This is a genomic window from Bradyrhizobium sp. USDA 4369 (genome assembly GCF_054056435.1).
In genome coordinates, this window is the sequence record NZ_JBSRYH010000001.1 from 2,160,931 (window position 1) to 2,186,552 (window position 25,622).

27 protein-coding genes and 2 pseudogenes are annotated in these 25,622 nt (G+C 64.9%); 17 read left to right on the plus strand and 12 right to left on the minus strand.

The features are described from left to right. Positions 1–46: 46 nt before the first annotated feature. The 4 genes from trmD to ACVIJ6_RS09760 all read left to right on the plus strand — a co-directional run bounded on the left by trmD (position 47) and on the right by ACVIJ6_RS09760 (position 3,471). Positions 47–823, plus strand: a complete 777-nt coding sequence (gene trmD, locus ACVIJ6_RS09745; protein WP_456772544.1) for a tRNA (guanosine(37)-N1)-methyltransferase TrmD — start codon at positions 47–49, stop codon at positions 821–823. Between the two features lie 107 nt (positions 824–930). Next, complete coding sequence (gene rplS, locus ACVIJ6_RS09750; protein WP_456772545.1) at positions 931–1,314, plus strand: 50S ribosomal protein L19; 384 nt, start codon at positions 931–933, stop codon at positions 1,312–1,314. A gap of 342 nt (positions 1,315–1,656) precedes the next feature. Then, a complete protein-coding gene (gene leuC / locus ACVIJ6_RS09755) occupies positions 1,657–3,063 on the plus strand; it encodes a 3-isopropylmalate dehydratase large subunit (protein WP_456772546.1) in 1,407 nt (468 codons plus the stop codon). 192 nt (positions 3,064–3,255) lie between these two features. Then, positions 3,256–3,471: a hypothetical protein gene (locus ACVIJ6_RS09760; RefSeq protein WP_012040703.1), complete on the plus strand. Its 216-nt coding sequence runs from the start codon at positions 3,256–3,258 to the stop codon at positions 3,469–3,471. A gap of 82 nt (positions 3,472–3,553) precedes the next feature. Here the strand turns inward: ACVIJ6_RS09760 and ACVIJ6_RS09765 are convergent. Beyond that, positions 3,554–4,259, minus strand: a pseudogene (locus tag ACVIJ6_RS09765) (hypothetical protein). Positions 4,260–4,436: 177 nt separating this feature from the next. Here ACVIJ6_RS09765 and ACVIJ6_RS09770 point away from each other — a divergent pair. Together ACVIJ6_RS09770 and ACVIJ6_RS09775 are read left to right on the plus strand one after the other, a co-directional pair. Further along, positions 4,437–4,592 carry a DUF1330 domain-containing protein gene (locus ACVIJ6_RS09770; RefSeq protein ID WP_456772547.1) on the plus strand — a complete coding sequence of 52 codons (156 nt, stop codon included), beginning with the start codon at positions 4,437–4,439 and terminating at the stop codon, positions 4,590–4,592. Next, positions 4,567–4,752 (plus strand): DUF1330 domain-containing protein, encoded by a 186-nt coding sequence (locus ACVIJ6_RS09775; protein WP_456772548.1) that lies wholly within the window; start codon positions 4,567–4,569, stop codon positions 4,750–4,752. Before ACVIJ6_RS09770 ends, ACVIJ6_RS09775 begins: the two co-directional genes overlap by 26 nt. 435 nt (positions 4,753–5,187) lie before the next feature. Here ACVIJ6_RS09775 and ACVIJ6_RS09780 read toward each other — a convergent pair whose 3' ends face one another. Then, a complete protein-coding gene (locus ACVIJ6_RS09780; RefSeq protein WP_012040699.1) occupies positions 5,188–5,460 on the minus strand; it encodes a hypothetical protein in 273 nt (90 codons plus the stop codon). 283 nt (positions 5,461–5,743) lie between these two features. After that, entirely contained in the window at positions 5,744–6,055 is a 312-nt protein-coding gene (locus ACVIJ6_RS09785; RefSeq protein WP_456772549.1) for a hypothetical protein, read from the minus strand. A gap of 140 nt (positions 6,056–6,195) precedes the next feature. Here ACVIJ6_RS09785 and ACVIJ6_RS09790 point away from each other — a divergent pair, with 140 nt between their 5' ends. From ACVIJ6_RS09790 to ACVIJ6_RS09810, 5 genes are all read left to right on the plus strand, one after another. Next, on the plus strand, positions 6,196–6,594 hold the full coding sequence (locus tag ACVIJ6_RS09790; RefSeq protein ID WP_456772550.1) for a metallopeptidase family protein: 399 nt from the start codon (positions 6,196–6,198) through the stop codon (positions 6,592–6,594). A 94-nt stretch (positions 6,595–6,688) separates the two neighbouring features. Next, positions 6,689–7,291 carry a 3-isopropylmalate dehydratase small subunit gene (gene leuD / locus ACVIJ6_RS09795; RefSeq protein WP_012040696.1) on the plus strand — a complete coding sequence of 201 codons (603 nt, stop codon included), beginning with the start codon at positions 6,689–6,691 and terminating at the stop codon, positions 7,289–7,291. An 85-nt stretch (positions 7,292–7,376) separates the two neighbouring features. Continuing rightward, positions 7,377–8,174, plus strand: coding sequence for a hypothetical protein (locus ACVIJ6_RS09800; protein ID WP_456772551.1), 798 nt, complete (start codon positions 7,377–7,379; stop codon positions 8,172–8,174). Between the two features lie 98 nt (positions 8,175–8,272). Next, complete coding sequence (locus ACVIJ6_RS09805; protein WP_456772552.1) at positions 8,273–8,689, plus strand: DUF6455 family protein; 417 nt, start codon at positions 8,273–8,275, stop codon at positions 8,687–8,689. Positions 8,690–8,728: 39 nt separating this feature from the next. After that, the gene (locus ACVIJ6_RS09810) at positions 8,729–9,100 is read left to right on the plus strand and encodes a c-type cytochrome (RefSeq protein WP_172238224.1); all 372 of its coding nucleotides are present in this window, start codon (positions 8,729–8,731) and stop codon (positions 9,098–9,100) included. A 3-nt stretch (positions 9,101–9,103) separates the two neighbouring features. On the opposite strand, the gene ACVIJ6_RS09815 is transcribed toward ACVIJ6_RS09810, so the two are convergent. Continuing rightward, positions 9,104–9,982 (minus strand): HpcH/HpaI aldolase/citrate lyase family protein, encoded by an 879-nt coding sequence (locus ACVIJ6_RS09815; RefSeq protein ID WP_172238221.1) that lies wholly within the window; start codon positions 9,980–9,982, stop codon positions 9,104–9,106. 100 nt (positions 9,983–10,082) lie between these two features. Between ACVIJ6_RS09815 and ACVIJ6_RS09820 the strand changes: the two genes are divergently transcribed. After that, positions 10,083–10,727 (plus strand): carbonic anhydrase, encoded by a 645-nt coding sequence (locus tag ACVIJ6_RS09820; RefSeq protein WP_456772553.1) that lies wholly within the window; start codon positions 10,083–10,085, stop codon positions 10,725–10,727. Between the two features lie 66 nt (positions 10,728–10,793). Here ACVIJ6_RS09820 and ACVIJ6_RS09825 read toward each other — a convergent pair whose 3' ends face one another. Next, on the minus strand, positions 10,794–11,360 hold the full coding sequence (locus ACVIJ6_RS09825; protein WP_456772554.1) for a TIGR00645 family protein: 567 nt from the start codon (positions 11,358–11,360) through the stop codon (positions 10,794–10,796). Positions 11,361–11,402: 42 nt separating this feature from the next. Next, positions 11,403–12,437, minus strand: coding sequence for an aspartate-semialdehyde dehydrogenase (locus ACVIJ6_RS09830; protein WP_456776949.1), 1,035 nt, complete (start codon positions 12,435–12,437; stop codon positions 11,403–11,405). 114 nt (positions 12,438–12,551) lie between these two features. On the opposite strand from ACVIJ6_RS09830, the gene ACVIJ6_RS09835 reads away from it, so the two are divergent. Both ACVIJ6_RS09835 and ACVIJ6_RS09840 read left to right on the plus strand, forming a co-directional pair. Then, positions 12,552–13,352, plus strand: coding sequence for a hypothetical protein (locus ACVIJ6_RS09835; RefSeq protein ID WP_456772555.1), 801 nt, complete (start codon positions 12,552–12,554; stop codon positions 13,350–13,352). Positions 13,353–13,580: 228 nt separating this feature from the next. Then, a complete protein-coding gene (locus ACVIJ6_RS09840; RefSeq protein WP_012040687.1) occupies positions 13,581–13,949 on the plus strand; it encodes a hypothetical protein in 369 nt (122 codons plus the stop codon). A gap of 449 nt (positions 13,950–14,398) precedes the next feature. Here ACVIJ6_RS09840 and ACVIJ6_RS09845 read toward each other — a convergent pair. Both ACVIJ6_RS09845 and leuB read right to left on the minus strand, forming a co-directional pair. Beyond that, positions 14,399–15,352 (minus strand): annotated as a pseudogene (locus ACVIJ6_RS09845) (IS481 family transposase); the annotation flags it as partial. An 876-nt stretch (positions 15,353–16,228) separates the two neighbouring features. Further along, a complete protein-coding gene (gene leuB, locus ACVIJ6_RS09850; RefSeq protein ID WP_456772556.1) occupies positions 16,229–17,341 on the minus strand; it encodes a 3-isopropylmalate dehydrogenase in 1,113 nt (370 codons plus the stop codon). A gap of 232 nt (positions 17,342–17,573) precedes the next feature. On the opposite strand from leuB, the gene ACVIJ6_RS09855 reads away from it, so the two are divergent. Beyond that, positions 17,574–18,809 (plus strand): YbfB/YjiJ family MFS transporter, encoded by a 1,236-nt coding sequence (locus ACVIJ6_RS09855; RefSeq protein ID WP_456772557.1) that lies wholly within the window; start codon positions 17,574–17,576, stop codon positions 18,807–18,809. A gap of 160 nt (positions 18,810–18,969) precedes the next feature. On the opposite strand, the gene ACVIJ6_RS09860 is transcribed toward ACVIJ6_RS09855, so the two are convergent. From ACVIJ6_RS09860 to ACVIJ6_RS09870, 3 genes are all read right to left on the minus strand, one after another. Further along, the gene (locus tag ACVIJ6_RS09860) at positions 18,970–19,752 is read right to left on the minus strand and encodes a molybdopterin-dependent oxidoreductase (RefSeq protein ID WP_456772558.1); all 783 of its coding nucleotides are present in this window, start codon (positions 19,750–19,752) and stop codon (positions 18,970–18,972) included. Between the two features lie 14 nt (positions 19,753–19,766). Further along, positions 19,767–20,396, minus strand: coding sequence for a cytochrome b/b6 domain-containing protein (locus ACVIJ6_RS09865; RefSeq protein ID WP_456772559.1), 630 nt, complete (start codon positions 20,394–20,396; stop codon positions 19,767–19,769). A gap of 206 nt (positions 20,397–20,602) precedes the next feature. Continuing rightward, positions 20,603–21,157 (minus strand): fasciclin domain-containing protein, encoded by a 555-nt coding sequence (locus tag ACVIJ6_RS09870; RefSeq protein ID WP_012040682.1) that lies wholly within the window; start codon positions 21,155–21,157, stop codon positions 20,603–20,605. A 453-nt stretch (positions 21,158–21,610) separates the two neighbouring features. Between ACVIJ6_RS09870 and ACVIJ6_RS09875 the strand changes: the two genes are divergently transcribed. Beyond that, positions 21,611–22,027 (plus strand): hypothetical protein, encoded by a 417-nt coding sequence (locus ACVIJ6_RS09875; RefSeq protein ID WP_456772560.1) that lies wholly within the window; start codon positions 21,611–21,613, stop codon positions 22,025–22,027. Positions 22,028–22,039: 12 nt separating this feature from the next. Here ACVIJ6_RS09875 and ACVIJ6_RS09880 read toward each other — a convergent pair whose 3' ends face one another. Then, complete coding sequence (locus ACVIJ6_RS09880; protein WP_456772561.1) at positions 22,040–23,227, minus strand: DNA topoisomerase IB; 1,188 nt, start codon at positions 23,225–23,227, stop codon at positions 22,040–22,042. A 381-nt stretch (positions 23,228–23,608) separates the two neighbouring features. Here ACVIJ6_RS09880 and acs point away from each other — a divergent pair, with 381 nt between their 5' ends. Next, a complete protein-coding gene (gene acs / locus ACVIJ6_RS09885) occupies positions 23,609–25,561 on the plus strand; it encodes an acetate--CoA ligase (protein ID WP_456772562.1) in 1,953 nt (650 codons plus the stop codon). Positions 25,562–25,622: the final 61 nt, after the last annotated feature.

The following is a 25,622-nucleotide window of genomic DNA, read 5'->3' on the forward strand; positions in this document are numbered from 1 at the left end:
GATCCAGGGGCTCGATCTCACCGCGCCGGTGCCGTAACAGAACGTCATGACCGCTTCCTCCGCATCGCCCGCCGCACCCTGGCGCGCCACCGTGCTCACCCTGTTTCCCGAGATGTTTCCCGGGCCGCTCGGCGTCAGCCTGGCCGGCCGCGCGCTGACGGGCGGCATCTGGTCGCTGGAGGCGCGCGATATCCGGGCGTCGGCCACCGACAAGCACCGCAGCGTCGATGACACGCCGGCCGGCGGTGGGCCCGGCATGGTGCTGCGCGCCGACGTGCTGGCGGCAGCGATCGACGCGACAGAGGTCGCGCCGGAGCGGCCGCGGCTCCTGATGAGCCCGCGCGGTCGGCCATTGACCCAGGCCGTCGTCCGCGACCTCGCGGCCGGCCCAGGGCCATTGATCGTGTGCGGCCGGTTCGAAGGCATCGACCAGCGCGTCATCGATGCCCGGGAGCTCATCGAGGTCTCCATCGGCGACTATGTGCTGTCGGGCGGCGAGATCGCGGCGCTGGTGCTGATCGATGCCTGCGTGCGGCTGCTGCCGGGCGTGATGGGCAAGCTCGAATCGGGCACCGATGAGAGTTTCTCGGACGGCCTACTCGAATACCCGCAATACACCCGCCCGCAACTGTTCGAGGGCCGGACCATTCCGGATGTGCTCACCTCCGGCGATCACGCCAAGGTCGCCGCCTGGCGGCGGTCGCAGTCCGAGGCGCTCACGCAAGCGCGCCGGCCGGATCTCTGGGCCGAATGGCAGGCACGCCAGGGACGAGAACAAAGCGGGACCGGCCAAAAAGCGCCAAAAAGCACGACAGACGGGTGACAAGCCTCGCGCTTTGGCTTATAGGAGCGCCCAATTCCGCAAGTGACGGCAGGAACAAGCGCAGCCCGCGTGACCCGGCTGGGCGCGCCGCCGATGGAGATTTACCCGTGAACCTGATTCAGCAGCTCGAAAAAGAGCAGTTCGATAAGCTGTCCGCCAACAAGACCATTCCGGATTTCGGACCCGGCGACACCGTGATCGTCAACGTGAAGGTGGTCGAAGGCGACCGCACCCGCGTGCAGGCTTATGAGGGCGTCTGCATCGGCCGCTCCGGTGGCGGCATCAATGAGAGCTTCACGGTGCGCAAGATCTCCTACGGCGAGGGCGTGGAGCGCGTGTTCCCGATCCTCTCCCCGATGATCGACTCGATCAAGGTCGTGCGCCGCGGCAAGGTGCGTCGCGCCAAGCTCTATTACCTGCGCCAGCTGCGCGGCAAGTCGGCCCGCATCGTCGAGAAGCAGGACCGCCAGCAGACCGCGGTCAACGAGTAATCGTTGCAGCCCTTGGGTTGATGAAAAGCGCGGGCTGGCCCCGCGCTTTTTTGTTTTTGCCCTCGTCATTGCGCGCGAAGGACGGCGGCCACAAACGCATCTCGCACTCCGCGCCGTGCGTGCTATATATCGCCTGAAATGGTTCTAGATCGCACCAGCATGGCCTGCCGCCGCGTCGTCATCGACGATCGCCGCCGGCTGCCCGGGCGGTTCTTCGGACGCTTCGCCACCTCGGCGACATCGGAGCTTAGGCGCGCGCTGTAAGCCGCAGCGCCTCAGTCCTGATTACGCGTGCCCGTCACGCGTCCTGATTCAAACCTTCATTCCCGGGAGCATTCGCTCATGTCGAAACCGACCACGCTGTACGACAAGATCTGGAACGACCATCTGGTGCACGAAGCCGAGGACGGCACCTGCCTGCTCTATATCGACCGCCACCTGGTGCACGAGGTGACCTCGCCGCAGGCGTTCGAAGGGCTGCGCATGACCGGCCGCAAGGTCCATGCGCCCGAGAAGACGCTCGCCGTCGTCGACCACAACGTGCCGACCACCGATCGTTCCAAGCCCAATCCGGATCCGGAGAGCATCGAGCAGATCAAGGCGCTGGCCGAGAACGCCAAGCAATTCGGCATCGAATATTACAACGAGTTCGACCGCCGCCAGGGCATCGTCCACGTCATCGGCCCCGAGCAGGGCTTTACCCTGCCGGGCACCACGATCGTCTGTGGTGACAGCCACACCTCGACGCATGGCGCGTTTGGCGCGTTGGCGCACGGCATCGGCACCTCCGAGGTCGAGCATGTGCTGGCGACGCAGACGCTGATCCAGAAGAAGGCCAAGAACATGCGCGTCACCGTCGACGGCAAGCTGCCGGAGGGCGTGACGGGCAAGGACATCATCCTCGCCATCATCGGCGAGATCGGCACCGCTGGCGGTACCGGCTACGTGCTCGAATACGCCGGCGAGGCGATCCGTGCGCTGTCGATGGAAGGCCGCATGACCGTCTGCAACATGTCGATCGAGGGCGGCGCCCGCGCCGGCCTGGTGGCGCCGGACGAGAAGGCCTATGACTTCCTGCGCGGCCGTCCCAAGGCCCCGAAGGGCGCGGCCTGGGATGCCGCGATGCGCTATTGGGAGACGCTACGCTCCGACGACGGCGCGCATTTCGACCACGAGCTGCGGCTCGACGCCGCCAAGCTGCCGCCGATCGTGACCTGGGGCACCTCGCCCGAGGACGTGATTTCGGTGACCGGCGTGGTGCCCGATCCGGACAAGATCGCCGATGAGGCCAAGCGCATCTCCAAGCACCGCGCGCTGAAATATATGGGCCTCACCGCCGGCACGAAGATCACCGACATCAAGCTCGACCGCGTCTTCATCGGCTCCTGCACCAATGGCCGCATCGAGGATCTGCGCGCCGCCGCCAAGATCGCCGAGGGCAAGACCGTGTCGGGCCATGTCAACGCGATGGTCGTGCCGGGCTCGGGCATCGTCAAGGAGCAGGCCGAGGCTGAGGGGCTAGACAAGATCTTCATCAAGGCCGGCTTCGAATGGCGCGAGCCGGGCTGCTCGATGTGCCTCGCCATGAACCCGGACAAGCTGGCGCCGGAAGAGCGCTGCGCCTCGACCTCGAACCGCAATTTCGAGGGCCGCCAGGGCTTCAAGGGCCGCACCCATCTGGTGTCGCCTGCGATGGCCGCAGCCGCCGCGATCGCCGGCCACTTCGTCGACGTGCGCGACTGGCGCTGATGCTCTGATGCGCCGAAGCAGCAGAGCTGCTCGGCGACCGAGCTGCGAACAAGCGCGATGGCCCCGAGCCATCGCGCTTTTCATTTTGACTCGATGTCGACCCCGCCCGGCAAGGGCTCCTTAAGCTTCCGCATGCATGATGCTACCGCCGGACGCGCGGCGTCTGCAGAGGAACGTGCCGAGGAGCCTGCCATGGCCGATAAGCCGGAATTCGTTGACCTCATCCGCGACGCAACGCGGCAGCGCCGGCGGACGCCGCCGGCCAAGATCATTGCCAAGCCCGAAGCCCCGAAGGACGAGCGGCGGCTGTCCAACTGGCCGCCAGGACGCTTTGCCAAATGGCGACTGGAGACGCTGGTGCCGTGGAAGCTGACGGTGAAGAACTGGCAGTTCAAGGACTGGCTCTGACCACCGCACCAGATTGGGCGCTCAAACGACAGAAGGACGCCGTTGGGCGTCCTTCCATGTCGTGCTCGGGCTCTCGGTCTCGTCAGTAATAGCGCCAGTGGTGGCGGTGTGTGACGATGGTGCCAGCGGTGATGATGACGCCAATGATGTCCCCGCCAATGCCGGTAGTGGCAGATGCGGCGCGGTCCGTAATGGGTCCAGACAACGCGGCAGCGACGGTAGGGATAATAATAGCCGGTCGTGTAGGTCGGATAATAGTAACTGCGATAGCCGTAGAAGTGCCGCCGGTGGTGGTGGAAGTACGGCCGGTAGGCGTAGTGCGGACGATGATGATAGCCGCCGCCATGGAAGATCGGCCGCGGACCGCCGCCATGAAACACCGGGCCACCACCGTGGAACACAGGACGCGGTCCACCGCCTCCAAAGGCGTGGCCACCATGGAACGCAGGGCCTCCACCACCTCTGAACATGGCTCCGCCGCCGTGGAAGGCGGGACCAGCGTGAAAGCCACCGCCGCCACCGTGGAACCCGCCACCGCCATGGAAGCCGCCGCCACCGTGAAATCCGCCGCCGCCGTGGAAGCCACCGCCTCCACCATGACCGCCAGGGCCACGCACCTGGATGGCCAGTGAGTCGGACGGCGCTTGCGCCCTCGACCCGGCACCGGGACTGACCGGCGACATCGCAAGCGCAGGCCGACTGGATGCGCCCGCCAGTAGGAACAAAGCTGCCGCCGCAAGACTGAGGCGACGAGCAAGACCAGCACGCTGGTCTTTCATCCTCATCATGGTCCCTTCTCCCTGAATGCTGTGCAACGATGGACCTATGCAGCGCCCTTGCTGGTCGTCCGATCGGTGGATTGGCGCACCCCCAACATGAACGTAGTGATAGGGACGTGAATGCGGCATGAATGATACACGCAACGCGCGCATCTGCGACGTGGCGTCGCGGCAGGGAGACTCTGCATGAGCGTCTACGTTGTCATGCGACTCAAGATCACTGATCGCGCCGCGTATGATCGCTATCTGGCCGGCTTCTTCGACGTCTTTCGCAACTACAACGGCCCCATTCTCGCCGCCCGACGAGGCGCCAATCTTGATCGAAGGACGCTGGGACGGTGACAAGATCGTGCTGATATCGCTTCCCGACAAACACGATTTTCGCGCCTGGGCAGAGTCGGTCGCGTACCAGGAGCTTGCGCGGGATCGCAAAGTCGGTGCTGAGGCCATCGTGCTGCTCGTGCGCGGACTTGGCGAGCGACCCGACCGCACTGCACGTTGATACGCCGACGATCTTGATCGCTGACGTTCTTAGTCAAGGAACGGCGTGAACAGCACGACGGGCCCTGGCGGATAGGCCGGCCTATCATGGGCAGGACGACCGTAATAATGCGGCGCTTCGACCCAACAACCGGCCGGTTTGCAGGGACGAGGCCGCAGGCGGAGATCGAGTGCAGCGACCATCGCTTGGCGGCTTGCCTGTCGCCTCTCCGGTGACGCGACAACGGGAGAGGTTGCAGCAGAGCTTGCAAGCAACATCGCCACGGTCACGATGCCGATCCCAAGCCAGGTCTTATTGTGCCAAGTCGTGTTATGCCGAATCGTGTTGAGCGGTGCATTCATGGCAGACCCCATCGCCAGCCCGCCGTGAAACTACAGGCCCGCGAAGCGGGCCTGTTTGATTTCGGTCATGACCCGCAAAGCAGGGTCGCGAGGCTCACCAGTGCCGGTGATGCCGATGCCAGTGGCGGTGCGGATGCCAATGGCGATGCGGGTGCCAGTGACGCCGCGGGTGCCAATAGTGCCGGCGGGGATGCCAATGTCGGCGTCCGTGCCAATGCACCTGAGAGGTCTCCTGGACCGTGCCCTGCTGCACCGCCGTCGCGGCGCCCGGATTGATGAGCGACAGCGCCTGCGCGCGTTCGGCCGGTGCAGCCAGCGCCAGAACAGCACCGATCGCCGCGATGCCCAACAGCTTCGTCACAGTCATGAACTTCTCCTTGGATCGGCTGAGATCACGTCTGGCACCGAACGCCCGTTCATCAACTGAATGATGGCGACCGCCACGGCACGACGCAGATCAATCTCGAACGAGCGACGTGAATAGGACCTGAAGACCTGCGCACGGACCAGAATGCCGAATCGCCGCGCGCGGTTCCGCCGCGGCGCGCGACATATCGCGCACTGTGTCGAGAAGGCCACGCCAGACGAAAGATCACGGCAGACCGTTGGCGACTATGCCGCTGCTGTTGTGCTCAGCGCGCGAGCGCGGATCAGCCACGCCGCCATGTGCAGCTCATATGGGGGACGATGACAGTCCCGCTCGGCCGATTCTCTTGGACATAGGTCGCGTCGCACACCCTGACCGCATTCGGCCCCGGATTGTAGCGTGGCACCACGTCCGGCTCCCAATGTCCCTCATAGCGCGGATAGATCGGGACCCGCCGCGGACGGCGCTGCGCCGAAATATCCGTGCTCGCGTCGCTCGGGATGGTGCGCAGCTGCGCACCGGCCGGCTGCTCCGCCCGGGCTGTGGCCGGGATCGAGACCAAGACCGCCGTTGCGAGCGCTGTTCCAGCGAGCATCATCGACATCCGTCCCATGCATCCCCCAACCAAATCGTGCATCACGACGGTCGCCGTTTTCACCCCTCGCGTCAACGGCCACCGCGCCTGAGGACATAAACCAGGATGCGTCATGATCAAAGTCGGGCTAGAAGGCGGCAATGTGGACAGATTTGAAAGCTCCCTCGCTCGCCGACATGGAAATCATGGCGCATGAGATGTTCGAGCGCCTGCCCGAGCATTTCCGCACCATGTGCGAAGGCGTCATCATCCGGGTCGACGACTTCCCGACCGAGGAGGTGCTCGACCAGTTGGACGCGGAGAGCGAGTTCGACCTACTCGGCCTGTTCCAGGGCACTGGGTTGCCGTTCCGCAGCAATGACGACCTGCCACGCCTGCCCAACATGATCTGGCTCTATCGGCGCCCGATCCTGGATTACTGGGCCGAGCACGACGAAAGCCTCGGCCACATCCTCCGTCATGTCCTGATCCACGAGATCGGCCACCATTTCGGAATGTCCGACGACGACATGGCCGCGATCGAGGCCTCCGCCGACTGACGATCGCGGCCGGCTCTCCGGGGATTTTGACTTTATCCGCCTCGGCAATCGGGCTAAACAGCGGCCTGAACGATATTCTCGAAGGTGCCCCCCGATGGACAAGTTCACCACGCTGGAAGGCGTCGCTGCGCCGCTGAAGATCATCAATGTCGACACCGACATGATCATCCCCAAGCAGTACCTGAAGACCATCAAGCGCACCGGCCTCGGCAAGGGCCTGTTCTCGGAGCAGCGCTATAAGGACGACGGCAGCGAGAACCCTGATTTCGTCCTCAACCAGCCGGCCTATCGCAACGCCAAGATCCTCGTCGCCGGCGACAATTTCGGCTGCGGCTCGAGCCGCGAGCACGCCCCCTGGGCGCTCCTGGACTTCGGCATCCGCTGCGTGATCTCGACCTCGTTCGGCGACATTTTCTACAATAACTGCTTCAAGAACGGCATCCTGCCGATCCGCGTCTCGCAGGCCGATCTCGACAAGCTGTTCGACGACGCCGAGCGCGGCGCCAATGCGACCCTGACGGTCGACCTCGCGAGCCAGGAAATCCGCGGCCCCGACGGCGGCACTGTGAAATTCGACATCGACCCATTCCGCAAGCACTGCCTGCTCAACGGGCTCGACGATATCGGGCTGACGCTGGAGAAGAAGGCGTCGATCGACAGCTACGAGGCCAAGCTGGCGGAGCGCGCCTGGGCCTGATCACGGGGCTCAGCACCAGAGTTCACAGGCCCCGGACCTTGTCCGGGGCTTTGTTTCGAGCGCGGTTCACGAGAGCGGTCCTCATTTGACGCGTGTATTGCCCGAGGTCGTCACCTTCTGGCGCGGACCGCTCGACCGGCTGCGCCAGACCTGCCTGCGCTCGCAGCTCGCCGCCGGTCACAAGGTCACGGTCTACAGCTTCGATCCGCTGCCCGGGCTGCCCGATGGCGTCGGTAACGCCGAGGCCGAGGCGATCCTGCCTTATGCGTTCTCCGAGCGTCTCAGGCCGCCGCAGCCCGACGGCAGCTGGCGCGACTGGACCACCTTGCAGTTCAGCGACTTCTTCCGGATGCGGCTGATGGCGCAAGGCGCCGGGCTCTGGCTCGACGCCGACGTGCTGCTGCTGCGCCCGGTCGAGATCGATCCGGCCCAGCCTTATTTCGCCTGGGAACGGCCGCGGCAGCTCGGCAACTCTGTGCTCTATCTGCCGCCGAACGATCCGATCGTCGCCGAATTCGACGCGCTGATGGCCCAGGAGGAGCTGACGCCGAACTGGCTGTCGCTGCGCCACCGGCTGACCTTTGCACTCCGGCGGCTGCGCGGCGTCTCGAACCGCCTGTCGGACATCCGCGTCGCCATTTTCGGACCGGCGGCGCTGACCGCGCTGGCCCGTCGGTACGGCTCGCTCCGCCATGCGCTGCCGAAGCGCAGCTTCTATGCGGTGCATGCCGAGCCCAGGGCATTCTTCGATCCGTCAGACTTCGCCGGACTGATCGGCGACCCGGCCATCATCGGGCTGCACATCTCGCCCAAGGGCCGCGGCGGCGAGGCCCCGCTGCCCGGCAGCCTGTATGGCTGGGCGGCCGACCGCTTCGGCGCCTGAGCCCTCCTGCCCCCCGCACGGCCGCACCGCTGCTTGATCTAACGCAACGTCGGTTTGCCGGCCCGGTGATTGATTGCAGCCATCATCGGAGACGAGCCATGACCGCCCAAGCGAAGCCCTATCCACGCGTCCAATTCCTGATCGACACGTTCGCACAATGGCTCCGGCACCGGCGCGAGCTCAGCGAACTGAGGCAGCTCGATCGCGACGATTTCGAGCGCATCGCGATGGATTTGCAGGTCACGCCGGCGGATCTCGACGAACTGGTCCGGCAGGGCGAGCACGCCGCCGACGAGCTGCCGCAGATGCTCAAGGCGCTCGGCATCGACGAGGCCGCGCTCGGCCGCGCCGAGCCGCTGGTGTTGCGCGACATGGAGCGGGTCTGCGCCATGTGCAAGGACAAGCCGCGCTGCCATCGCGATCTGGCGGCGGGCACATCCGCCGCTCACTATGAGGACTATTGCCTCAACGCACCGACCATCGACCGCCTGGGCGCTGCCGCCGCAAAGCACTGACGGCGTCTCACCTCACGTCCCCGAGAGCGGAGCAACGCGATGAGTTTGCCGAAGCTGCACCGCAATACCTGGCTCCATGTCGGCGCCGCGATCCTGCTCGCGCTCGGCGCGATGCTGCTGATCCGGCTGCACAATGCCGGCGGCGCCACGCCGGCCACCGAGAGCGTTCAGGCCGGCCGCAAGCTGGCGGAAGCCTGGTGCAGCTCCTGCCACGCCATCGACGCCGGGGGATCGCGGGCCCAGACCACGACGGCGCCTGATTTCGTCGCCGTGGCCAACATGCCGTCGACCACGGAGCTGGCGCTGAAAGTGTTCCTGCAGAGCAGTCACCCGACGATGCCCAACGTCGTCCTGACGGCCGAGCAGCGCGGCGACCTCGTCAACTACATCCTGAGCCTGAAGCACATCTGAGAACTACTTCCCCGCCGCGGCGATCGCATCCGCGATCGCGATCGTCCGCCGCGCCATGTCGGCATGCAGCCGCTCGACCATGCGGCCATCGATCTGAATCGCTCCGCGCGACGCGTTTTCCGGCAATTCGAACGCAGCGATGATCCTGCGCGCGGCCGCGACCTCCTCGGCCGGCGGCGTGAAGATGGCGTTGCAGGCATCGATCTGGCCGGGATGGATCAGCGTCTTGCCGTCGAAACCGAGGTCGCGGGCCTGGATGCATTCCTGCGCGAAGCCGTCGGTGTTGGCGAAATCGCTGTAAGGCCCGTCCAAAATCTCCAGCCCATGGGCGCGCGTCGCCAGGATGCAGTGGCTGATCATCGGCAGCATCGTCGCGCGGCCCGGCAGCATGCGGATGCGGGTCTCGCGCGAGATGTCGTTCGGGCCGAACACGAAGCCCGCCAGCCGCGAGCCAGCCTCATGCACCGTCGCCGCGAGACGATCGGCATCGAGCACCGCCCGCGCGGTCTCGATCATCGCCCACACCTTCAACGCCGGATCGGCGCCGACCTCGGCCAGACGATCGCTCACCAGGCGCAGGTCCTCCACCGTCGAGACCTTGGGAACCAGGATGCCGTCGGTCGCGGCCTGGCCGGCCATCGCGACGTCGTCAGCCCACCACGCCGTGTCCAGGCTGTTGATGCGGATCAGCAGTTCCCGCTTGCCGTAACCGTCGGCGGCAACCGCCTTGGCGATCTGCTCGCGCGCGGCGGCCTTGGCATCGGGCGCCACGGAATCCTCGAGATCCAGGATCAGCCCGTCGGCCGGCAGGTTCCGACCCTTCTCCAGCGCGCGTGCATTGGAGCCGGGCATGAAGAGAAGACTGCGGCGCGGGCGGATCATTCGGCGTTTCCCTTGGTTTATCGAAGCGGCTCGCGATACCATTTCGGCGGCCGCCCCGAAAGGCTTGTTCCCGTCAGCCGCATGTGTTTAGGCATGGTCCATGGTCTCGTTTCCGCAACGCCTGCTCGACGGCTATCGCGCCTTCACCACCCAACGCCTGCCCACCGAACAGAGCCGCTATCTGGAGCTGTCCGAGCGCGGTCAGTCGCCCGACGTGATGGTGATCGGCTGCTGCGATTCCCGGGTCTCGCCGGAGGTGATTTTCGACGTCGGCCCGGGCGAATTGTTCGTACTCCGGAACATTGCCAATCTGGTGCCGATCTATCAGCCCGACGCCAATGCCCATGGCGTATCGGCGGCGCTGGAATATGCCGTCACCGTGCTCAAGGTGAAGCATATCGTCATCCTCGGCCATGCCCAATGCGGCGGCATCCGCGCCTTCGTCGACAAGGCGGCGCCGCTGTCGCCTGGCGACTTCATCGGCCGCTGGATGTCGATGTTCATCAAGCCGGGCGAGGTGGTCGAGCAGCGCAATCACGAGACCTTCCAGGACTTCGTGACACGGATCGAGAAGGCCGCGGTGTTCCGCAGCCTCGAGAACCTTATGACCTTTCCGTTCGTACGCAGCCGCGTCGAGGCCGGTGACCTCCAGCTGCACGGCGCCTATTTCGGTGTTGCCGAGGGATCGCTGTTCGTGCTCGACACGGCCACCAAGGAATTCAAGAGTGCGCGAAATGGCGAATAGCGAATTGGGAGTAGCGCGTAGTTCCTCTGCCCTATTCGCCATTCGCTGCTCCCTATTCGCCCCGCATCAGTGCCCGCCGCTCCAGCGATCCGACAGCGCCAGCATCACGGTCGAGACGACGAAGGTCATGTGCACGCCGACCAGCCAGGCGAGCTTGACCGAGTCGTAGCCCGCGTCGAGATTCATGAACGCCTTGAGCAGCTGGATCGCCGAGATCGCGACGATCGAGGCGAGCAGCTTCTGCTTCAGGCCCGCGAAGTCGACCTTCGTCATCCATTCCGGCCAGTCCGGATGGCCGCCGGGATCGATGCGCGAGACGAAGTTCTCATAGCCCGAGAACACCACGATCAGCACCAGATTGCCGGTCAGGCAGACATCGATCAGGCTGAGCACGCCGAGGATGATATCGCTCTCCTTGGCGGTGGGAAGATGCACGACATTCTCCCACAGCAGCAGCACGAATTTGAACAGGAGCACGGCGAGGCTGACGATCAGCCCGACATAGAAGGGCGCCATCAGCCAGCGGCTCTTGAACAGGAAGCCCTCGAGCCCGCGCTCCAGCTTCGACGGCGCATGCTGGCCGGACACGGGCGGCTGCGCCCGCGTCGGCTCGGTTGTTGTTCTTTCAGCCACGTTCGATCCCACCCCGAAGCCGCTGCGTGCTGAAATCCTCGCTCAGGCGGCCTTCTTCTTGGCCGTGATCAGCTTGCGATTGATGAGGACTTCCGCGATCTGGATGGCGTTGAGGGCCGCGCCCTTGCGCAGATTGTCCGACACGCACCAGAAGGCGAGGCCGTTCTCGACCGTCGCGTCCTCGCGGATACGGCTGATATAGGTCGCGTCCTCGCCGGCGGCCTCATAGGGCGTCGCGTAGCCACCGGGCTCCTGCTTGTCGATGACCAGGCAGCCCGGCGCACGGCGGAGAATCTCGCGCGCTTCGTCCGCGGTGATCGGCTGCTCGAACTCGACGTTGACTGCCTCGGAATGGCCGACGAACACCGGCACGCGCACGCAGGTCGCGGTCAGCTTGATCTTCGGATCCAGGATCTTCTTGGTCTCCGCCATCATCTTCCACTCTTCCTTGGTGAAGCCGTCTTCCATGAAGACGTCGATGTGCGGGATGACGTTGAAGGCGATGCGCTTGGGGAATTTCTTGTTGACCAGCTCGTCATTGGTGTAGACAGCCTTGGTCTGCGAGAAAAGTTCGTCCATCGCGTCCTTGCCGGCGCCCGAGACCGATTGATAGGTGGACACCACGACGCGCTTGATGTGGGCCTTGTCATGCAGCGGCTTCAGCGCGACGACGAGCTGCGCGGTCGAGCAGTTCGGATTGGCGATGATGTGCTTCTTGGTGAAGCCCGCGGCGGCATCGGCATTCACCTCGGGCACGATCAGCGGCACGTCGGGGTCCATGCGCCAGGCCGAAGAATTGTCGATCACCACCGCGCCGGCGGCACCGATCTTCGGCGACCACTCCTTCGAGACCGCCCCACCGGCGGACATCAGGCAGATGTCGACATCGGCAAAATCGTAGTGCTCGAGCGCTTTGACCTTCAGCGTGCGGTCGCCATAGGACACTTCGACGCCGACGCTACGGCGTGAGGCGAGCGCCACGACCTCGTCCGCGGGGAATTTGCGCTCATCCAGAATATTGAGCATTTCCCGTCCGACATTGCCGGTCGCGCCGACCACTGCGACTTTGTAACCCATCATTCACTCTCCGAAGAAAAATGGCCGACCGCGCATATCAGCGGAAACGGAAGCGGCAGCGCTTCTATGCGAGAAACGTCCCTGACACAACGTTACCACGATGTCTCGCCTTTGATGCATTCCGATTCGGCCAGAACAGCCACCGCCTCCCGATCCGCATCCGTCCTGCAGGGGCTTGAAAGCTTCGCGGACGAGGTCTGCGGCACGGTGGCGCGCCTGTTCGCTTATGTGGGGGCTCTGGCGCTGCTCGCCATGCTCGGCCTGGCCGGCTGGCAGCATCTCGACGGCGACGACGCGCCACCCGGCCGGGCTGGCTGGACGCTGGCCGACGGGGCGGTGCCGGCATTCTCCCTCCGTCTGACCGACCAGCCCGACAAGACCGCCACCTATACGGTGCTCACCCATCCCGAGGGCGGCCGCAAGGACGTGCTGCGCTGGGGCGAGCCCGCTGACCGCCCCGCGACGGAACTCGAGGTCTATCGGTTCGGCCCGGAGCGCGATGCGCGTCGCGACCCGCGTGCCGATCTTGCAGTTCGGATGGGCCAAGGCGGCGCCACCGACCTGGAGACCGCCGGCGTGATCGACAGCCGGTTCGGGCCGGTCAGCCTGATGCGGCCGGTGGGCGCTTCCGAAGGCCCCGGCGCCTGCCTCGGTTTTCTGAAGACCATCGCCGAGCCGGCCTTGCGGATCTCTGGCTGGTCCTGCCAGGGCGTCACCATACCGACGCGCCGGGCGATGGTCGGCTGCATGCTCAACCGGCTGACCTTGCTCGCACCGGAACAGGACCGCGCGCTGGGCCAACTGTTCGCCGGACCCGAGCAGCGGCGCGGCGGCTGTGACACGCCCGCGACGGCCGGCAGCGCCGGCGATTGGGTGATGTCCACCGCCAATCCGAGGCTGCGCGGCGCGCTGTGAATGTCTGAATGGGTCTGCGCGTTGCTGGGCGCGACAGCGCCACATTGGCGCCGCTGCCCGTGCTGCCAAGTGACGGATTTTGATGCAACTTTCCCGCCACAGCAGGAATTTATCTTGCGCCCGGCCGCCGGAATGACCTTGTGATGCCACAGCCGACGCAGATATTGTGCGGGCCAAATCATGCGCATGGCGTGCGCCGGCCGCTTGAGGCGCGAGGAAGAGGACGTGATGATTGAATTTTCTGCCGCAACCCGGGCCTTGACCCTGGCGGTGATCGCCGCGACCGGTCTTGCCGTCACGTCTGCCGATGCCGCCCCGACCAAGCGCCGCGCCACCGTGGCCTATTCCGGCAATGGCCCGAACTATTCCTACCAGTCCGGCCCACGCACCCGCGTGTATGTCAGCAAGCGCTCCTGGCTCGATGGCGGCACCGAAGTGCTGCCGGGTGACCGCAAGTTCAGCGACTATGCCTTCCCGCCAGCCGTCGGCTATCCGTCGTTCGCCCGCGAGAACCTCAACCGTCCGATCGACCGCCAGCCGCTGATGGCGCCGTCCGATCTCGGCGGCTATCCGACCCGGATTCCGATCCCCTACTGAGGGCTGCGGCATCATCCGATCACCAAGGCCGGGCTCCGCCCGGCTTTTTGCGTTGGGGGGATGACCCAAGCATTCTCTCGTCATTCAAGCGTCTTCGATCAAGTCACGCTGTCATCGCCCGGCCCCGACCGGGCGATCAAGTAGTCCAGAGGCGGCGAATACTTGGCCGAGAGGCCGCGGCGTCCTGGATGCCCCGCCTGCACGAGGAATGACGATCGAGACAACAAGCGAGCCCTTTCTCGCGGCGCTGTCGCGTCCGAGTCATCCGGAGCGTTCCGCCCTCGTCCAAAGCAAGGGCGCAGGGAAGGCCGGGCCTCGGCGAGGCCCGTGGCCCGCCTGCGAAAGAAAATGCAGGCGGCAGGTACCACAGGTCCAGCCGGCACGACCCGGCCCTCCCTGCGCGATGGGCTCACGCTTACTCTGCGCTCTCCTCGGTGTCCGGCTTGATAGCTGTGGAGCCTCAGGAGGTTGTCCTCGGTTAAACCGAGTCTGCTGATAGGCGGCTGGGAGTTTATGCCGCCGTGAGGCCGGTGCCAATTATACTGGTGCAGCCAGATGGGCAGTTGCGCGGCGCGCTGATCGGAAGTGGGATAGGTGTGTGCATAAGCCCACTCCCGGAGCGCTGTCTGGATAAAGCGTTCAGCCTTGCCATTGGTTCTGGGCGTGTAGGGCTTGGTGCGGATATGCTTGAGACCAATATCGCGGCAGGCCTTATCGAAATCGAAGCCGATATAGCAGCCTCCGTTGTCAGTCATGACGCGGGTGACGGTAACGCCCAAGCTCTTGTAGTGAGCGACAGCGGCCTTGAGAAACGCAACAGCACTCTCGGCGGTCTGATCCGGCTTGAGCTGTGAAAAAGCGACACGGGAGTGGTCATCGATGCAGACATGCATGTACTCCCAGCCAAGACCGCGACAATGACTATAACCGTTCCGATTACCGGTGACGCGATGGCCGCTTTGCGCGAAACGGCCGAGCTTTTTGATATCGATATGGATCATCTCGCCGGGCGCAGCGTGCTCATAGCGACGCACCGGTTCGATCGGCTCCAGATCACGGATTCGGTTCAGCCCCAGCCGTCGCAGAACGCGGCTGACCGTGGCCGGCGACACCTTAACCTCAGCCGCAATCTGCTTGCCGGTGTGGCGCTGACGGCGCAAAGCCTCGATAGCGGTACATGTGGCAGCAGTGGTTTGGCCTGGCGATGAGTGCGGTCTGGAGGAGCGATCGAGCAATCCCTCGACACCTTCCTCGCGGAACCGCCTCACCCATTTGGCTACGGTCTTCGGCGTCGTATTGTACTGGTAAGCAGCTTCAGCATAGCTCAGCCCACCGTCTACGACACTGCGCACCATCGCCTCTCGACCTTTCGGTGTCATAGGCGCATTCTTGTGGACGTCCATCTGGTCTCTCCTTGGAACACTGAAGCTTCGCAACCTCAGCTTCCTCGGTTCAGACCGGATGGACAACCTCCTGGAAGACCACAGATAGCCACCGTCGCCGTGGGGATCATTGCCCCCCTGAGGCTTGGCGCCGGCATCGGGGCGCCAGGACCACGCAGCTTCGCGTCCGCAAGAGCCTCGTTCGTCCGCACGTCCCTCAGGACATGCTGCGCGCCCGCGCGGCCACCGCATCCCCGCCTCACGCCTCGTGACGATCGCGAAACGCCCCTTGCAGGCGAAGCGGGATGGCCTGAGAAACCACGAATTCTGGAAAAGCGAAATACGATTCTTGCGCGCGGGATGGACGGATCGTCCGATCCATTTGAAGGCGCGGATGAAATGAGTTTTTCGGCGAAGCGGATCTTGGTGGATGAGAGCGTCTGTAAGAGCCGGTGATTGGCTGCAATCGCGCAGTTGCGCCGCCCTGATTTGCCCGACGAGCCGTCTTGACGGGTCAGCCCGAGGAAGCAGTCTTGATGGTCAACCCAACCGCCATGAGCGATCACGTCACGGCAGCAAGATCGCATCCGCAAGCTTCGAGCTGTGCAGAGGCGGCGCGACACTCTTCCCTCCCCTTTGCGGGGAGGGCGATTGCATATGGAAAACTGACAACGTCTCTGCGGCCATCCTTCGAGACACCCGCCTTCGGCGGCCCCTCAGGATGAGGTCTTGTCTTGCGACACGAAATTAGCTCCTCATGGTGAGGAGCGCCTCTTCGGCGCGTCTCGAACCATGAGGCCTCGCACTGCTGCACAGTCGTATGCGATGGCCCTCCCCTTGCGGGGAGCGCAGCGTTCGCGCCGAGGGACCTCGGCTCCGATGAGGAGCCGCGTCCGACTACGCGGTGAGCTTCTCCAGCTCCTTGATGATCGCCTCGCCCATCTGCGCGGTCGATGCGGGAGTCGAGCCTTCGGCCTTGATGTCGGCGGTGCGCAGGCCTGACGCGAGCACGGCGGCGATTGCGGCGTCGAGCTTGTCGGCGAGGCCGCCGAGATCGAATGAATAGCGCAGCGCCATGCCGAAAGAGGTCAGCATCGCGATCGGGTTGGCGAGACCCTTGCCGGCGATATCGGGCGCCGAGCCATGCACCGGCTCGTACAGCGCGCGGCGCTTGTGGGTCTTCGCATCGACCTCGCCGAGCGAGGCCGAGGGCAGCATGCCGAGCGATCCCGTCAGCATCGCCGCGATGTCCGACAACATGTCACCGAACAGATTGTCGGTGACGATGACGTCGAACATCTTCGGATATTTCACCAGGTTCATGCCGCCGGAATCGGCGAGTTGGTGTTCGAGCGTGACGTCCTTGTACTCGCGCGCGTGGACGGCGGTGACGACCTCGTTCCAGAGCACGCCCGACTTCATGACGTTGCGCTTCTCCATCGACGTCACCTTGTTGCGGCGCTTGCGCGCGAGATCGAAGGCGACGCGGGCGATGCGCTCGATCTCATAGGTGTCGTAGACCTGGGTGTCGACGGCGCGCTTCTGACCGTTGCCGAGATCGGTGATGGTCTTGGGCTCGCCGAAATAGACGCCGCCGGTGAGCTCACGGACGATCATGATGTCCAGCCCCTCGACGATCTCGCGCTTCAGGCTCGAGGCATCGGCCAGCGCCGGATAGCACACCGCCGGACGCAGATTGGCGAACAGGCCGAGATCCTTGCGCAGGCGGAGCAGACCCGCCTCGGGCCGGACCTCGTAGGGAACGCCGTCCCATTTCGGACCGCCGACGGCGCCGAAGATGATAGCGTCGGCCGCCTTGGCCTTGTCCATGTCGGCTTCCGAGATCGAGGCGCCATGCGCGTCATAGGCGGCGCCGCCGACCAAGCCCTCTTCGGTCTCGAACGACGCGAGGCCCTTGCCGTTCAGCCAGCCGATCAGCCGCTTCACCTCGGCCATTACTTCGGGGCCGATGCCGTCGCCGGGCAGCAGAAGGAGCTTGTGGGTCGCCATGGTCGTTGTCCTCATGTGGGTCGTTGTCATGGCCGGTCTCGTCCGGCCATCCGCGCCTCTGCGAGCAGGGACGGGAGGCCCGGCGCGCGGCCGGACATGACGAAGAGCGGCTTTAAAATCCGCGCGGAGTGCTAAAGCCCTCCTGCGCCGTTGGCAAGCCACCAATGTCACCGCCCGTCTTCTGTACCGGCGGCCCGCGCTGTAATGTGCTCGAAAATGGCGACCGAACAGCATGAATTGCCCGATGATCGCGGCGCCGGAGCATTTCTTGCCAACACCCCAATCCGTCCCGACACCGGTCCGCCCCGCGTTGACCAACCTCACGCTCTCGCTCGGCCCGATCATCGGTCTCGGCATCGGCCGCTTCGCCTATGCGCTGGTGCTGCCGGACATGCGCGACTCGCTGCACTGGTCGTATTCGGCCGCCGGCTTCATGAACACCGTCAATGCCGCCGGCTATCTGCTCGGCGCGCTGATCGCAGCACAGCTGGCGCGGCGCGTCGGCGGGCTGGCCGCGGTGCGCGGCGGAACGCTGGCAGCGCTGGCGTCGCTTGCCGTCTGCGCCATGACGAGCGACTTCGCGGCGCTCAGCCTGGCGCGGCTCGTGACCGGCATCGGCGCCGGCGTGGCGCTCGTGGCCGGCGGCGCGCTGGCGGCGCGGGTTGCACTGGCCCAGCCGGCGCGGGCGAGCTTCGTGCTCAGCCTGTTCTATGCCGGGCCGCCGCTCGGCATCGTGGTCTCCGGCCTGATCGCTCCGTTCGTGCTGCAGGCGTTCGGGCCCGGCTCGTGGTGGATCGTGTGGGCGGTGCTGGCCGCGCTCGGCGCGGTGCTGATCGTGCCGCTGCTCGTGATGCCGATCCCGGCGAGCGCAGGGGTGCCGGAGACCCGCGCCGACCGCGTCTCGCTGCGGCCGATGGCGATCTATCTGGTCAGCTACTTCCTGTATGGTGCCGGCTACATTGCCTATCTCACCTTCATGATTGCCTATGTCCGCGATCTCGGCGGCGGTGCGGTGGCGCAATCCGCCTTCTGGTGCCTGATCGGGCTCGCCGGCTTCAGCACGCCCTGGGTCTGGCGCCGCGTGCTGGCGCAGGACCGCGGCGGCCGGCCGACCGCCTTCATCCTCACGGTGAACGCGATCGGCGCTGCGCTGCCATCGCTCAGCCATTCACCGGCGATGCTGGCACTGTCAGCCGCCGTGTTCGGCATCGCGTTCTCCACCGTCACCACCGCGACCACCGCCTTCGTGCGCTTCAACCTGCCGCAAAGCGCCTGGCCGCGCGCGATCGCCGCGCTGACGATCTCATTCGGTATCGGCCAGACGATGGGCCCATTCGGCGTCGGCGCGATCACCGATGCGATGGGGAGCCTGACTTATGCATTGAACGTGTCGGCGGCACTGCTGCTGCTAGGCGCGGTCATGGCGGCGATGCAGGGCAAGTTGAAGCGCACGGACCGCGCTTCATAAACGCTGTCATCCCCGCAACGCGGGGACCCATACCGCGGATGCGCTCGAGGGACGCGGCGGGAAATTGCCCACCTCATCATGGCCGGCGTTCATGGGTCCCTGCGTTCGCAGGGACGACAGCGGAGATCGTGGGCGCCATCTGGGCTCTATCAGCCCGAGTTCAACTCCCGCTGAACGAATTGTAGCCCTGGTCCTCCCAATAGCCGCCTTTGTAGTCGTTGGTGACTTCCATCGCGACCACGTATTTGGGGTTCTTGAAGCCGAGCTTGGTGGGGACGCGGATCTTCATCGGGAAGCCGTAGGCGCGCGGCAGGATCTGGTCGGCGAATTTGAACGTCATCTGGGTCTGCGGATGCAGCGCGGTGCGCATATCCAGCGGCGAGTTGTAGCCGTCCTTGTCGGCGCAATTGAACCAGACATATTTCGCGCGCGTATCGGCGCCGATCAGCTTGAGGAAGTCGCGCAACGGCGTGCCGGTCCAGGAACCGATCGCGCTCCAGCCCTCGACGCAGATGTGGCGTGTCACCTGCGTGACCTGCGGCAGCGCGTGCAGCTCGTCGAGCGTCCACGACTTCTTGTTGTCGACGAGGCCACGCACCTCGAGCTTCCAGTCGGCGGCATCGATCTCCGGCGCCTCATCGAGCGTGTAGTAGGCGTTGAACGGGAACGGCTTGGTGATCGCGCTCTCCGGAAAGGTCGGCGCCAGTGCGTCCGGATTGAACATCCAGGCCTGTACCGCGTCGTTGAACTTGGAGACCTTCTTCAAGAGTTCCTCGGCCGTGTCGCTGTCGACAACATCGCAGCCTGTGAGCAAGGTCAGCGCACCCAGGCTGGCACCGCCGGTCAGGAAGCGGCGTCGGGTCAGGTCAGGCATCGTCTTGAGCGAGTCCTTGATCAAGAGCCGCTTGTCGACGCCGGGAATCAGGAACGTACGTTTGGCCATGACGATGTCTCCTCTCAGCGCCCGGTGATCATCGCGCGCAGGCTCTTCGGCACCAGCAGCGCGAGCAGGATGTGAATGACCAGGAAGGCGCAGATCAGCGCCATGCAGACGAAATGGACATAGCGCGCGGCAGGATAGTCGCCGAACAGGCTGACCAGCCAATGCAGCTGCACCGGCTTCCACATCGACAGGCCCGTCAGCACGACGACGATGCCGACCAGGATGATGCCGAGATACAGCAGCTTCTGTACCGCATTATAGGCCGTGAGGTCGTCATGCGACAGCTTGAAGGTCAGCGCCGCCTTGAGGTCGGCGATGACGGACGCCGGCGAGAGCGGCAGCAGCTTGCGGCGGAACCGGCCGGTGACGAGACCCGTGACGAGATAAGCGAGCCCGTTCAGCATCAGCAGCCACATCGCGGCGAAGTGCCACAGCAGCGCGCCGCCGAGCCAGCCGCCGAGCGTGATGCTGCGATCGAAGCGGAAGTCGAACAGCGGCGAGGCGTTGTAGATCTGCCAGCCGGACATGATCATGACGATCATCGCTGCGGCGTTGATCCAGTGCATGACGCGGACCCAGGCCGGCTGGATCACCTTGGTACGGGACGTGCTGATCGTCGTGGCGGTGGCGGCGATGCTGGACATGACGGGCTCGGTCGTTCGGGGTGGTCTGAAGGTTCCAGGCGTATATACGCGACATGCTGGCCGATCGTTACGGGCGCAAACCGGCAAATCGATGCAGATTGGGCGCAAGCTCTCACAAAAAAGCGAGCCGGGGTGGGCCCGGCTCGCTCGTGGTCACATCCGCGAGGAGGAGGAAGAACGGATGTGACCGGTGTTCCTGTCCGCGATCAGGAGGCCGGCATCAGCACGGTGTCGACCACATGGATCACGCCGTTCGACTGATTGACGTTGGGGATCGTGACCATCGAGGTGCCGCCCTTGGCGTCGACGATCATGACGTTCTTGCCTTCGCGCTTGACAGTGAGCTGCTCGCCCTCGACCGTCTTCAGCGTCTGGCCGTCCTTCAGGTCGGCGGCCTCGAGCTTGCCGGGCACGACGTGATAGGTGAGGATCTTGGTCAGAGTTGCCTTGTTCTCGGGCTTGACCAGCGTGTCAACGGTGCCGGCCGGCAGCTTGCCGAAGGCGGTGTTGGTCGGCGCGAACACCGTGAACGGGCCCTTGCCCTCCAGCGTCTGCACAAGGCCCGCGGCCTTCACGGCGGCGACCAGCGTCGTGTGATCCTTCGAATTGACGGCGTTCTGGATGATGTTCTTCGACGGATACATCGCCGCACCTCCGACCATCACGGTCTTCTCCTCGGCGCGCGCGGGCGCGACAAAGGTCGAGGTCAGCGACAGAGCGCTGAAGGCGGCGGCAGCGAGATAGGCAATGCGCTTGGACATGGATAGCTCCCTAATGAAGGCGGCGGCAGTGCCGCGTGATCAGTTTGACTGCGACACCGATGCGATGGTGAGCGATATTGCTCTTGCGTCGTGTCGGGCCGAGTTACGCCGCCTCAGGCGAGCGGGTTTCGCGCCATAATTTAACGTGATCCGTGAAACCTCGGCGCGTCGAGATCGTCTCGCTCTCCGCATCGACGCCCGATCGACGACCGAATGTCGCGCGCCGTGATGTCACAAGCGCGGAGCTGATTGCGTGCATGTCGGTCAATGGCCGACGACGCTCAACGGCGCGCACGCGCTTGAAGGCGTTAACTACAATCACAACCGGCGCCGCTGCCGCACCCGGAAAATATTGCAGTTAACAATCTCTTAAGGTTGACTGATCGGCACACGGCGCCATTGCGGGAAGGGGATGTCCTGCAACTCCGGCGCTCTCGGCGGGGGTTTCCTAAAGTGAACAGAACGATCTGGATCGCGGGGTTTTGCCTCGTGATAATCTGCTGCTTGCTTGCAACAAAGATGGTGCTGGCGGCGGTGTCGCCAGCAGATTTCGACAACGAGACAACATCGACGGTGATCCGCATGTCCATTCCCGGCGTTGATACGTTGAGCGACACCGACCGCAGCGTCGGCGCGCCGGTCGACGTCAGGGAAACATCGGCTTTGCCGCTGGTTTCGAAAGCCGTGCGCGCCGATGGGCGTGGCGTGTCAACGATCCGTCGTGCGCGCGCTGTCTATAAGAGGACGGTACTCCGTCCGGCCAAGCGCCGCGTCGAACCGGTCAAGAGCGTGGCGGTGCCTTGCCGCGAACTCGATCCGATCGCCCGCTTCCTGGCATCGTCCAAGATCGGTCCGGGATGTCAGGCCTGAACTCATTTGACGCTAGGCCGCGGCGGCCATCACGACCTGGGCCAATAATTGCTCGCGCCGCGTCTGCGAACGCTGACCCTTCATGGTGGCCGCGAAGCGCTCGAGGATGCCGTCCTCGAACGCGGTCACGATGGTGTCGTGCACATAGCTCTTGCGGCAGATCGCCGGCGTGTTGGTGAGCTCGTCGGCCGCGGCGCGGATCGCTTCCAGGATCTGCTTCTTGCGGCCGCGCGCGCTCGCCGCCGGCGAGATCCGCGACAATGTCTCCAGCGCCACCGCCGAGGCCATCAGCGTGCGGAAATCCTTCAGCGAGATCTTGATGCCGGCGATCTCGCGCAGGAAGGCGTTGACCTGCGTGGTGGAGACGGCGCGCACCATGCCCTGCGCATCGCGATACTGAAACATGCGGCGGCCGGGCAGGCCGCGCAGGATGGCGACAGCGCGCACCAGCTTGGCGGCGTCGCATTCCTTGCGCACCGCCTTGCCGCCCTTGGCCTTGAAGGTCAGCACCAGACCGTCGTCTTCGAGAACGACGTTCGACTTCAACAATGTGGTGGCGCCGCGGGTGCCGTTCAGCCGCGCATAGGATTCATTGCCGGGGCGAATGGCGGTGCGCGCGATCAGCTCGATGACAGCCGCGAGCGCGAACTCGCGCGTCGGCTCGTCGCCGGCGAGATGTTTGGACACCGCGCGGCGGATGCGCGGCAGCGCGCCGACCAGCTTCGCCAGCCGATGCGCCTTGCGATGCTCGCGCACCTTCTCCCAATCGGCGTGATAGCGATATTGCAGCCGCCCGGCGGCATCGATGCCGACTGCCTGCAGATGCAGACTCGGATCCGGCGCGTAGCGGACGTCGCGATAGGCCGGCGGCACCGCCATCGCGTGCAGCCGGCGAATCGTGCCTGCATGGCGGATCGGCGTGCCATTGGCACGAATGAAGCTGTAGCTCTTGCCGCGCTTGATGCGACGGATGGTCAGCTCGGTCTGGTCGCCGAGCTTGAGGCCGATGCGCTTGGCGAGCTCCTCGACCGAGGTCTTGGCATTGGCCTGCGCGTTGGCGGCCTTGGTGTGGGCGAGGTCCTTCAGCGTCAGCTTGCGCCGGGGCGGCTTGGGCGGCCACTGGCCCAGCGCTTTCGCGAGCGCCACCTCGGCATCGGCCGGGCCGACCCGCGAGCTCTCGAAATTCTGCTGATCCGTCATTGCTTTAGACGCCCTGCCGTCGTGCTCATCCGCTCAATGCCCCGCGCCGCAATTTGGTTCCGGCGAGGTTATCCACAGCTTCAGGGCGATTTAGGGCGTCATCGCCCGGAAGGCGAGTCCTGAAATTTAGGCAAAACGGTTTCAAGATACCGTACGGCGGCCGGTTTCGGGGTAACCTTGATGATTGGCGGCCCTCCCTGCGGCAAAGCGATCTCACCTGCTGCAACCTCCACGCACAATTCTTTGATCCTGCGCAGACCGCCTCCCCGCCGAAGGTTCTACTTGTCTTGCCTTGTCGCCGCCGGTTACGCGGACGCATAGTGGAAACAACGACGGCCTGTGACGGGGTCCATCCGCAGGCCGCATGGTGGAGGGTGTGAAATGTCCGAGAAGATCTACGACGTCCCGGCTGAGTGGGCGAAACGCGCCTTCGTCGACGACGCGAAATACCAGGAGATGTATGCGCGCTCGATCAAGGATCCGAACGGCTTCTGGGCCGAGCAGGCCAAGCGCGTCCACTGGGTGAAGGCGCCCACCATCATCGAGAACGTCTCCTACGCCCCCGGCAACATCTCAATCAAATGGTTCGAGGACGGCGTCCTCAACGCCGCCTATAATTGCATCGACCGCCACCTCGCCACCCGCGCCAACCAGACCGCGATCATCTGGGAGGGCGACGATCCCTCGCAGTCGAAGAACATCACCTATCGCGAGCTGCACGACGAAGTGTGCAAGATGGCCAACATCCTGCGCAACCGCAACGTCAAGAAGGGCGACCGCGTCACCATCTACCTGCCGATGATCCCGGAGGCGGCCTATGCGATGCTGGCCTGCGCCCGCATCGGCGCCATCCACTCGGTGGTGTTCGCCGGATTTTCGCCGGATTCGCTCGCCCAGCGCATCAAGGACTGCGACTCCAAGGTCGTCATCACTGCCGATGAAGGCCTGCGCGGCGGCCGCAAGGTGCCGCTGAAGGCCAATGTCGACGCGGCGCTGAACAAGGTCGACAATGTCGACTGGGTCGTCGTGGTCAAGCGCACCGGCGGCAAAGTCGAGATGAACCCGACGCGCGACCTCTGGTATCACGAGGCCGCGGAGATGGTGACGACGGACTGCCCGTGCGAGCCGATGCATGCGGAGGATCCGCTGTTCATCCTCTACACGTCGGGCTCGACCGGCCAGCCCAAGGGCGTGCTGCATACCACCGGCGGCTATCTCGTCTACGCCGCGATGACGCATCAATATGTGTTCGACTATCACGAGGGTGACGTCTACTGGTGCACCGCCGATGTCGGCTGGGTCACCGGCCACAGCTACATCCTCTATGGGCCGCTGGCCAACGGCGCGATCACGCTGATGTTCGAAGGCGTGCCGAACTATCCGGACAATTCACGGTTCTGGAACGTCATCGACAAGCACAAGGTCAACATCTTCTACACCGCCCCGACCGCGATCCGCGCGCTGATGCAGGGCGGTGACGGTCCGGTGACGAAAACCTCGCGCGCGTCGCTGCGCCTGCTCGGCTCGGTCGGCGAGCCGATCAATCCGGAGGCCTGGGAGTGGTATCACCGCGTCGTTGGCGGCGGCCGCTGCCCGATCGTCGACACCTGGTGGCAGACCGAGACCGGCGGCATCCTGATCACGCCGCTGCCCGGCGCGACCAAGCTCAAGCCGGGCTCGGCGACGCGGCCGTTCTTCGGCGTGGTGCCCGAGATCGTCGACGCCGACGGCAAGACGCTCGAAGGCGCGACCGAGGGCAATCTCTGCCTGACCCGCTCCTGGCCCGGCCAGATGCGCACCGTCTATGGCGACCATGCCCGGTTCGAGATGACCTACTTCTCGACCTACAAGGGCAAGTACTTCACCGGCGACGGCTGCCGCCGCGATGCCGATGGCTATTACTGGATCACCGGCCGCGTCGACGACGTCATCAACGTCTCCGGCCACCGCATGGGCACCGCCGAGGTCGAGAGCGCCCTGGTCGCGCATGCGAAGGTCTCGGAAGCCGCCGTGGTCGGCTATCCGCACGACATCAAGGGCCAGGGCATCTACGCCTATGTCACCTTGATGGCCGGCGAGGCGCCGAGCGAGGAGCTGCGGAAGGAGCTCGTCGCCTGGGTGCGCAAGGAGATCGGACCGATCGCCTCGCCCGACCAGATCCAGTTCGCGCCGGGCCTGCCCAAGACCCGGTCCGGCAAGATCATGCGCCGCATCCTGCGCAAGATCGCCGAGGACGAGCCGGGCGCGCTGGGCGATACCTCGACCCTGGCCGATCCCGGCGTGGTCGACGATCTCGTGCAGCACCGGCAGAACCGCAAGGAGAAGCAGGCCTAGCGAATGCCTGTGGGGCGGATCAGGAAACGGTTGGAGAACGTAGCCCGAATGGGCTGCGTTC

Coding starts and splice junctions, on each gene's coding strand:
- trmD (WP_456772544.1), top strand. CDS start 47: ATGACCGCTTCCTCCGCATCGCCCGCCGCACCCTGGCGCGCCACCGTG.
- leuC (WP_456772546.1), top strand. CDS start 1,657: ATGTCGAAACCGACCACGCTGTACGACAAGATCTGGAACGACCATCTG.
- ACVIJ6_RS09760 (WP_012040703.1), top strand. CDS start 3,256: ATGGCCGATAAGCCGGAATTCGTTGACCTCATCCGCGACGCAACGCGG.
- ACVIJ6_RS09770 (WP_456772547.1), top strand. CDS start 4,437: ATGAGCGTCTACGTTGTCATGCGACTCAAGATCACTGATCGCGCCGCG.
- ACVIJ6_RS09780 (WP_012040699.1), bottom strand. CDS start 5,460: ATGACTGTGACGAAGCTGTTGGGCATCGCGGCGATCGGTGCTGTTCTG.
- ACVIJ6_RS09785 (WP_456772549.1), bottom strand. CDS start 6,055: ATGCTCGCTGGAACAGCGCTCGCAACGGCGGTCTTGGTCTCGATCCCG.
- ACVIJ6_RS09790 (WP_456772550.1), top strand. CDS start 6,196: ATGTGGACAGATTTGAAAGCTCCCTCGCTCGCCGACATGGAAATCATG.
- leuD (WP_012040696.1), top strand. CDS start 6,689: ATGGACAAGTTCACCACGCTGGAAGGCGTCGCTGCGCCGCTGAAGATC.
- ACVIJ6_RS09805 (WP_456772552.1), top strand. CDS start 8,273: ATGACCGCCCAAGCGAAGCCCTATCCACGCGTCCAATTCCTGATCGAC.
- ACVIJ6_RS09810 (WP_172238224.1), top strand. CDS start 8,729: ATGAGTTTGCCGAAGCTGCACCGCAATACCTGGCTCCATGTCGGCGCC.
- ACVIJ6_RS09815 (WP_172238221.1), bottom strand. CDS start 9,982: ATGATCCGCCCGCGCCGCAGTCTTCTCTTCATGCCCGGCTCCAATGCA.
- ACVIJ6_RS09820 (WP_456772553.1), top strand. CDS start 10,083: ATGGTCTCGTTTCCGCAACGCCTGCTCGACGGCTATCGCGCCTTCACC.
- ACVIJ6_RS09830 (WP_456776949.1), bottom strand. CDS start 12,437: ATGGGTTACAAAGTCGCAGTGGTCGGCGCGACCGGCAATGTCGGACGG.
- ACVIJ6_RS09835 (WP_456772555.1), top strand. CDS start 12,552: ATGCATTCCGATTCGGCCAGAACAGCCACCGCCTCCCGATCCGCATCC.
- ACVIJ6_RS09840 (WP_012040687.1), top strand. CDS start 13,581: ATGATTGAATTTTCTGCCGCAACCCGGGCCTTGACCCTGGCGGTGATC.
- leuB (WP_456772556.1), bottom strand. CDS start 17,341: ATGGCGACCCACAAGCTCCTTCTGCTGCCCGGCGACGGCATCGGCCCC.
- ACVIJ6_RS09855 (WP_456772557.1), top strand. CDS start 17,574: ATGAATTGCCCGATGATCGCGGCGCCGGAGCATTTCTTGCCAACACCC.
- ACVIJ6_RS09860 (WP_456772558.1), bottom strand. CDS start 19,752: ATGGCCAAACGTACGTTCCTGATTCCCGGCGTCGACAAGCGGCTCTTG.
- ACVIJ6_RS09865 (WP_456772559.1), bottom strand. CDS start 20,396: ATGTCCAGCATCGCCGCCACCGCCACGACGATCAGCACGTCCCGTACC.
- ACVIJ6_RS09870 (WP_012040682.1), bottom strand. CDS start 21,157: ATGTCCAAGCGCATTGCCTATCTCGCTGCCGCCGCCTTCAGCGCTCTG.
- ACVIJ6_RS09880 (WP_456772561.1), bottom strand. CDS start 23,227: ATGACGGATCAGCAGAATTTCGAGAGCTCGCGGGTCGGCCCGGCCGAT.
- acs (WP_456772562.1), top strand. CDS start 23,609: ATGTCCGAGAAGATCTACGACGTCCCGGCTGAGTGGGCGAAACGCGCC.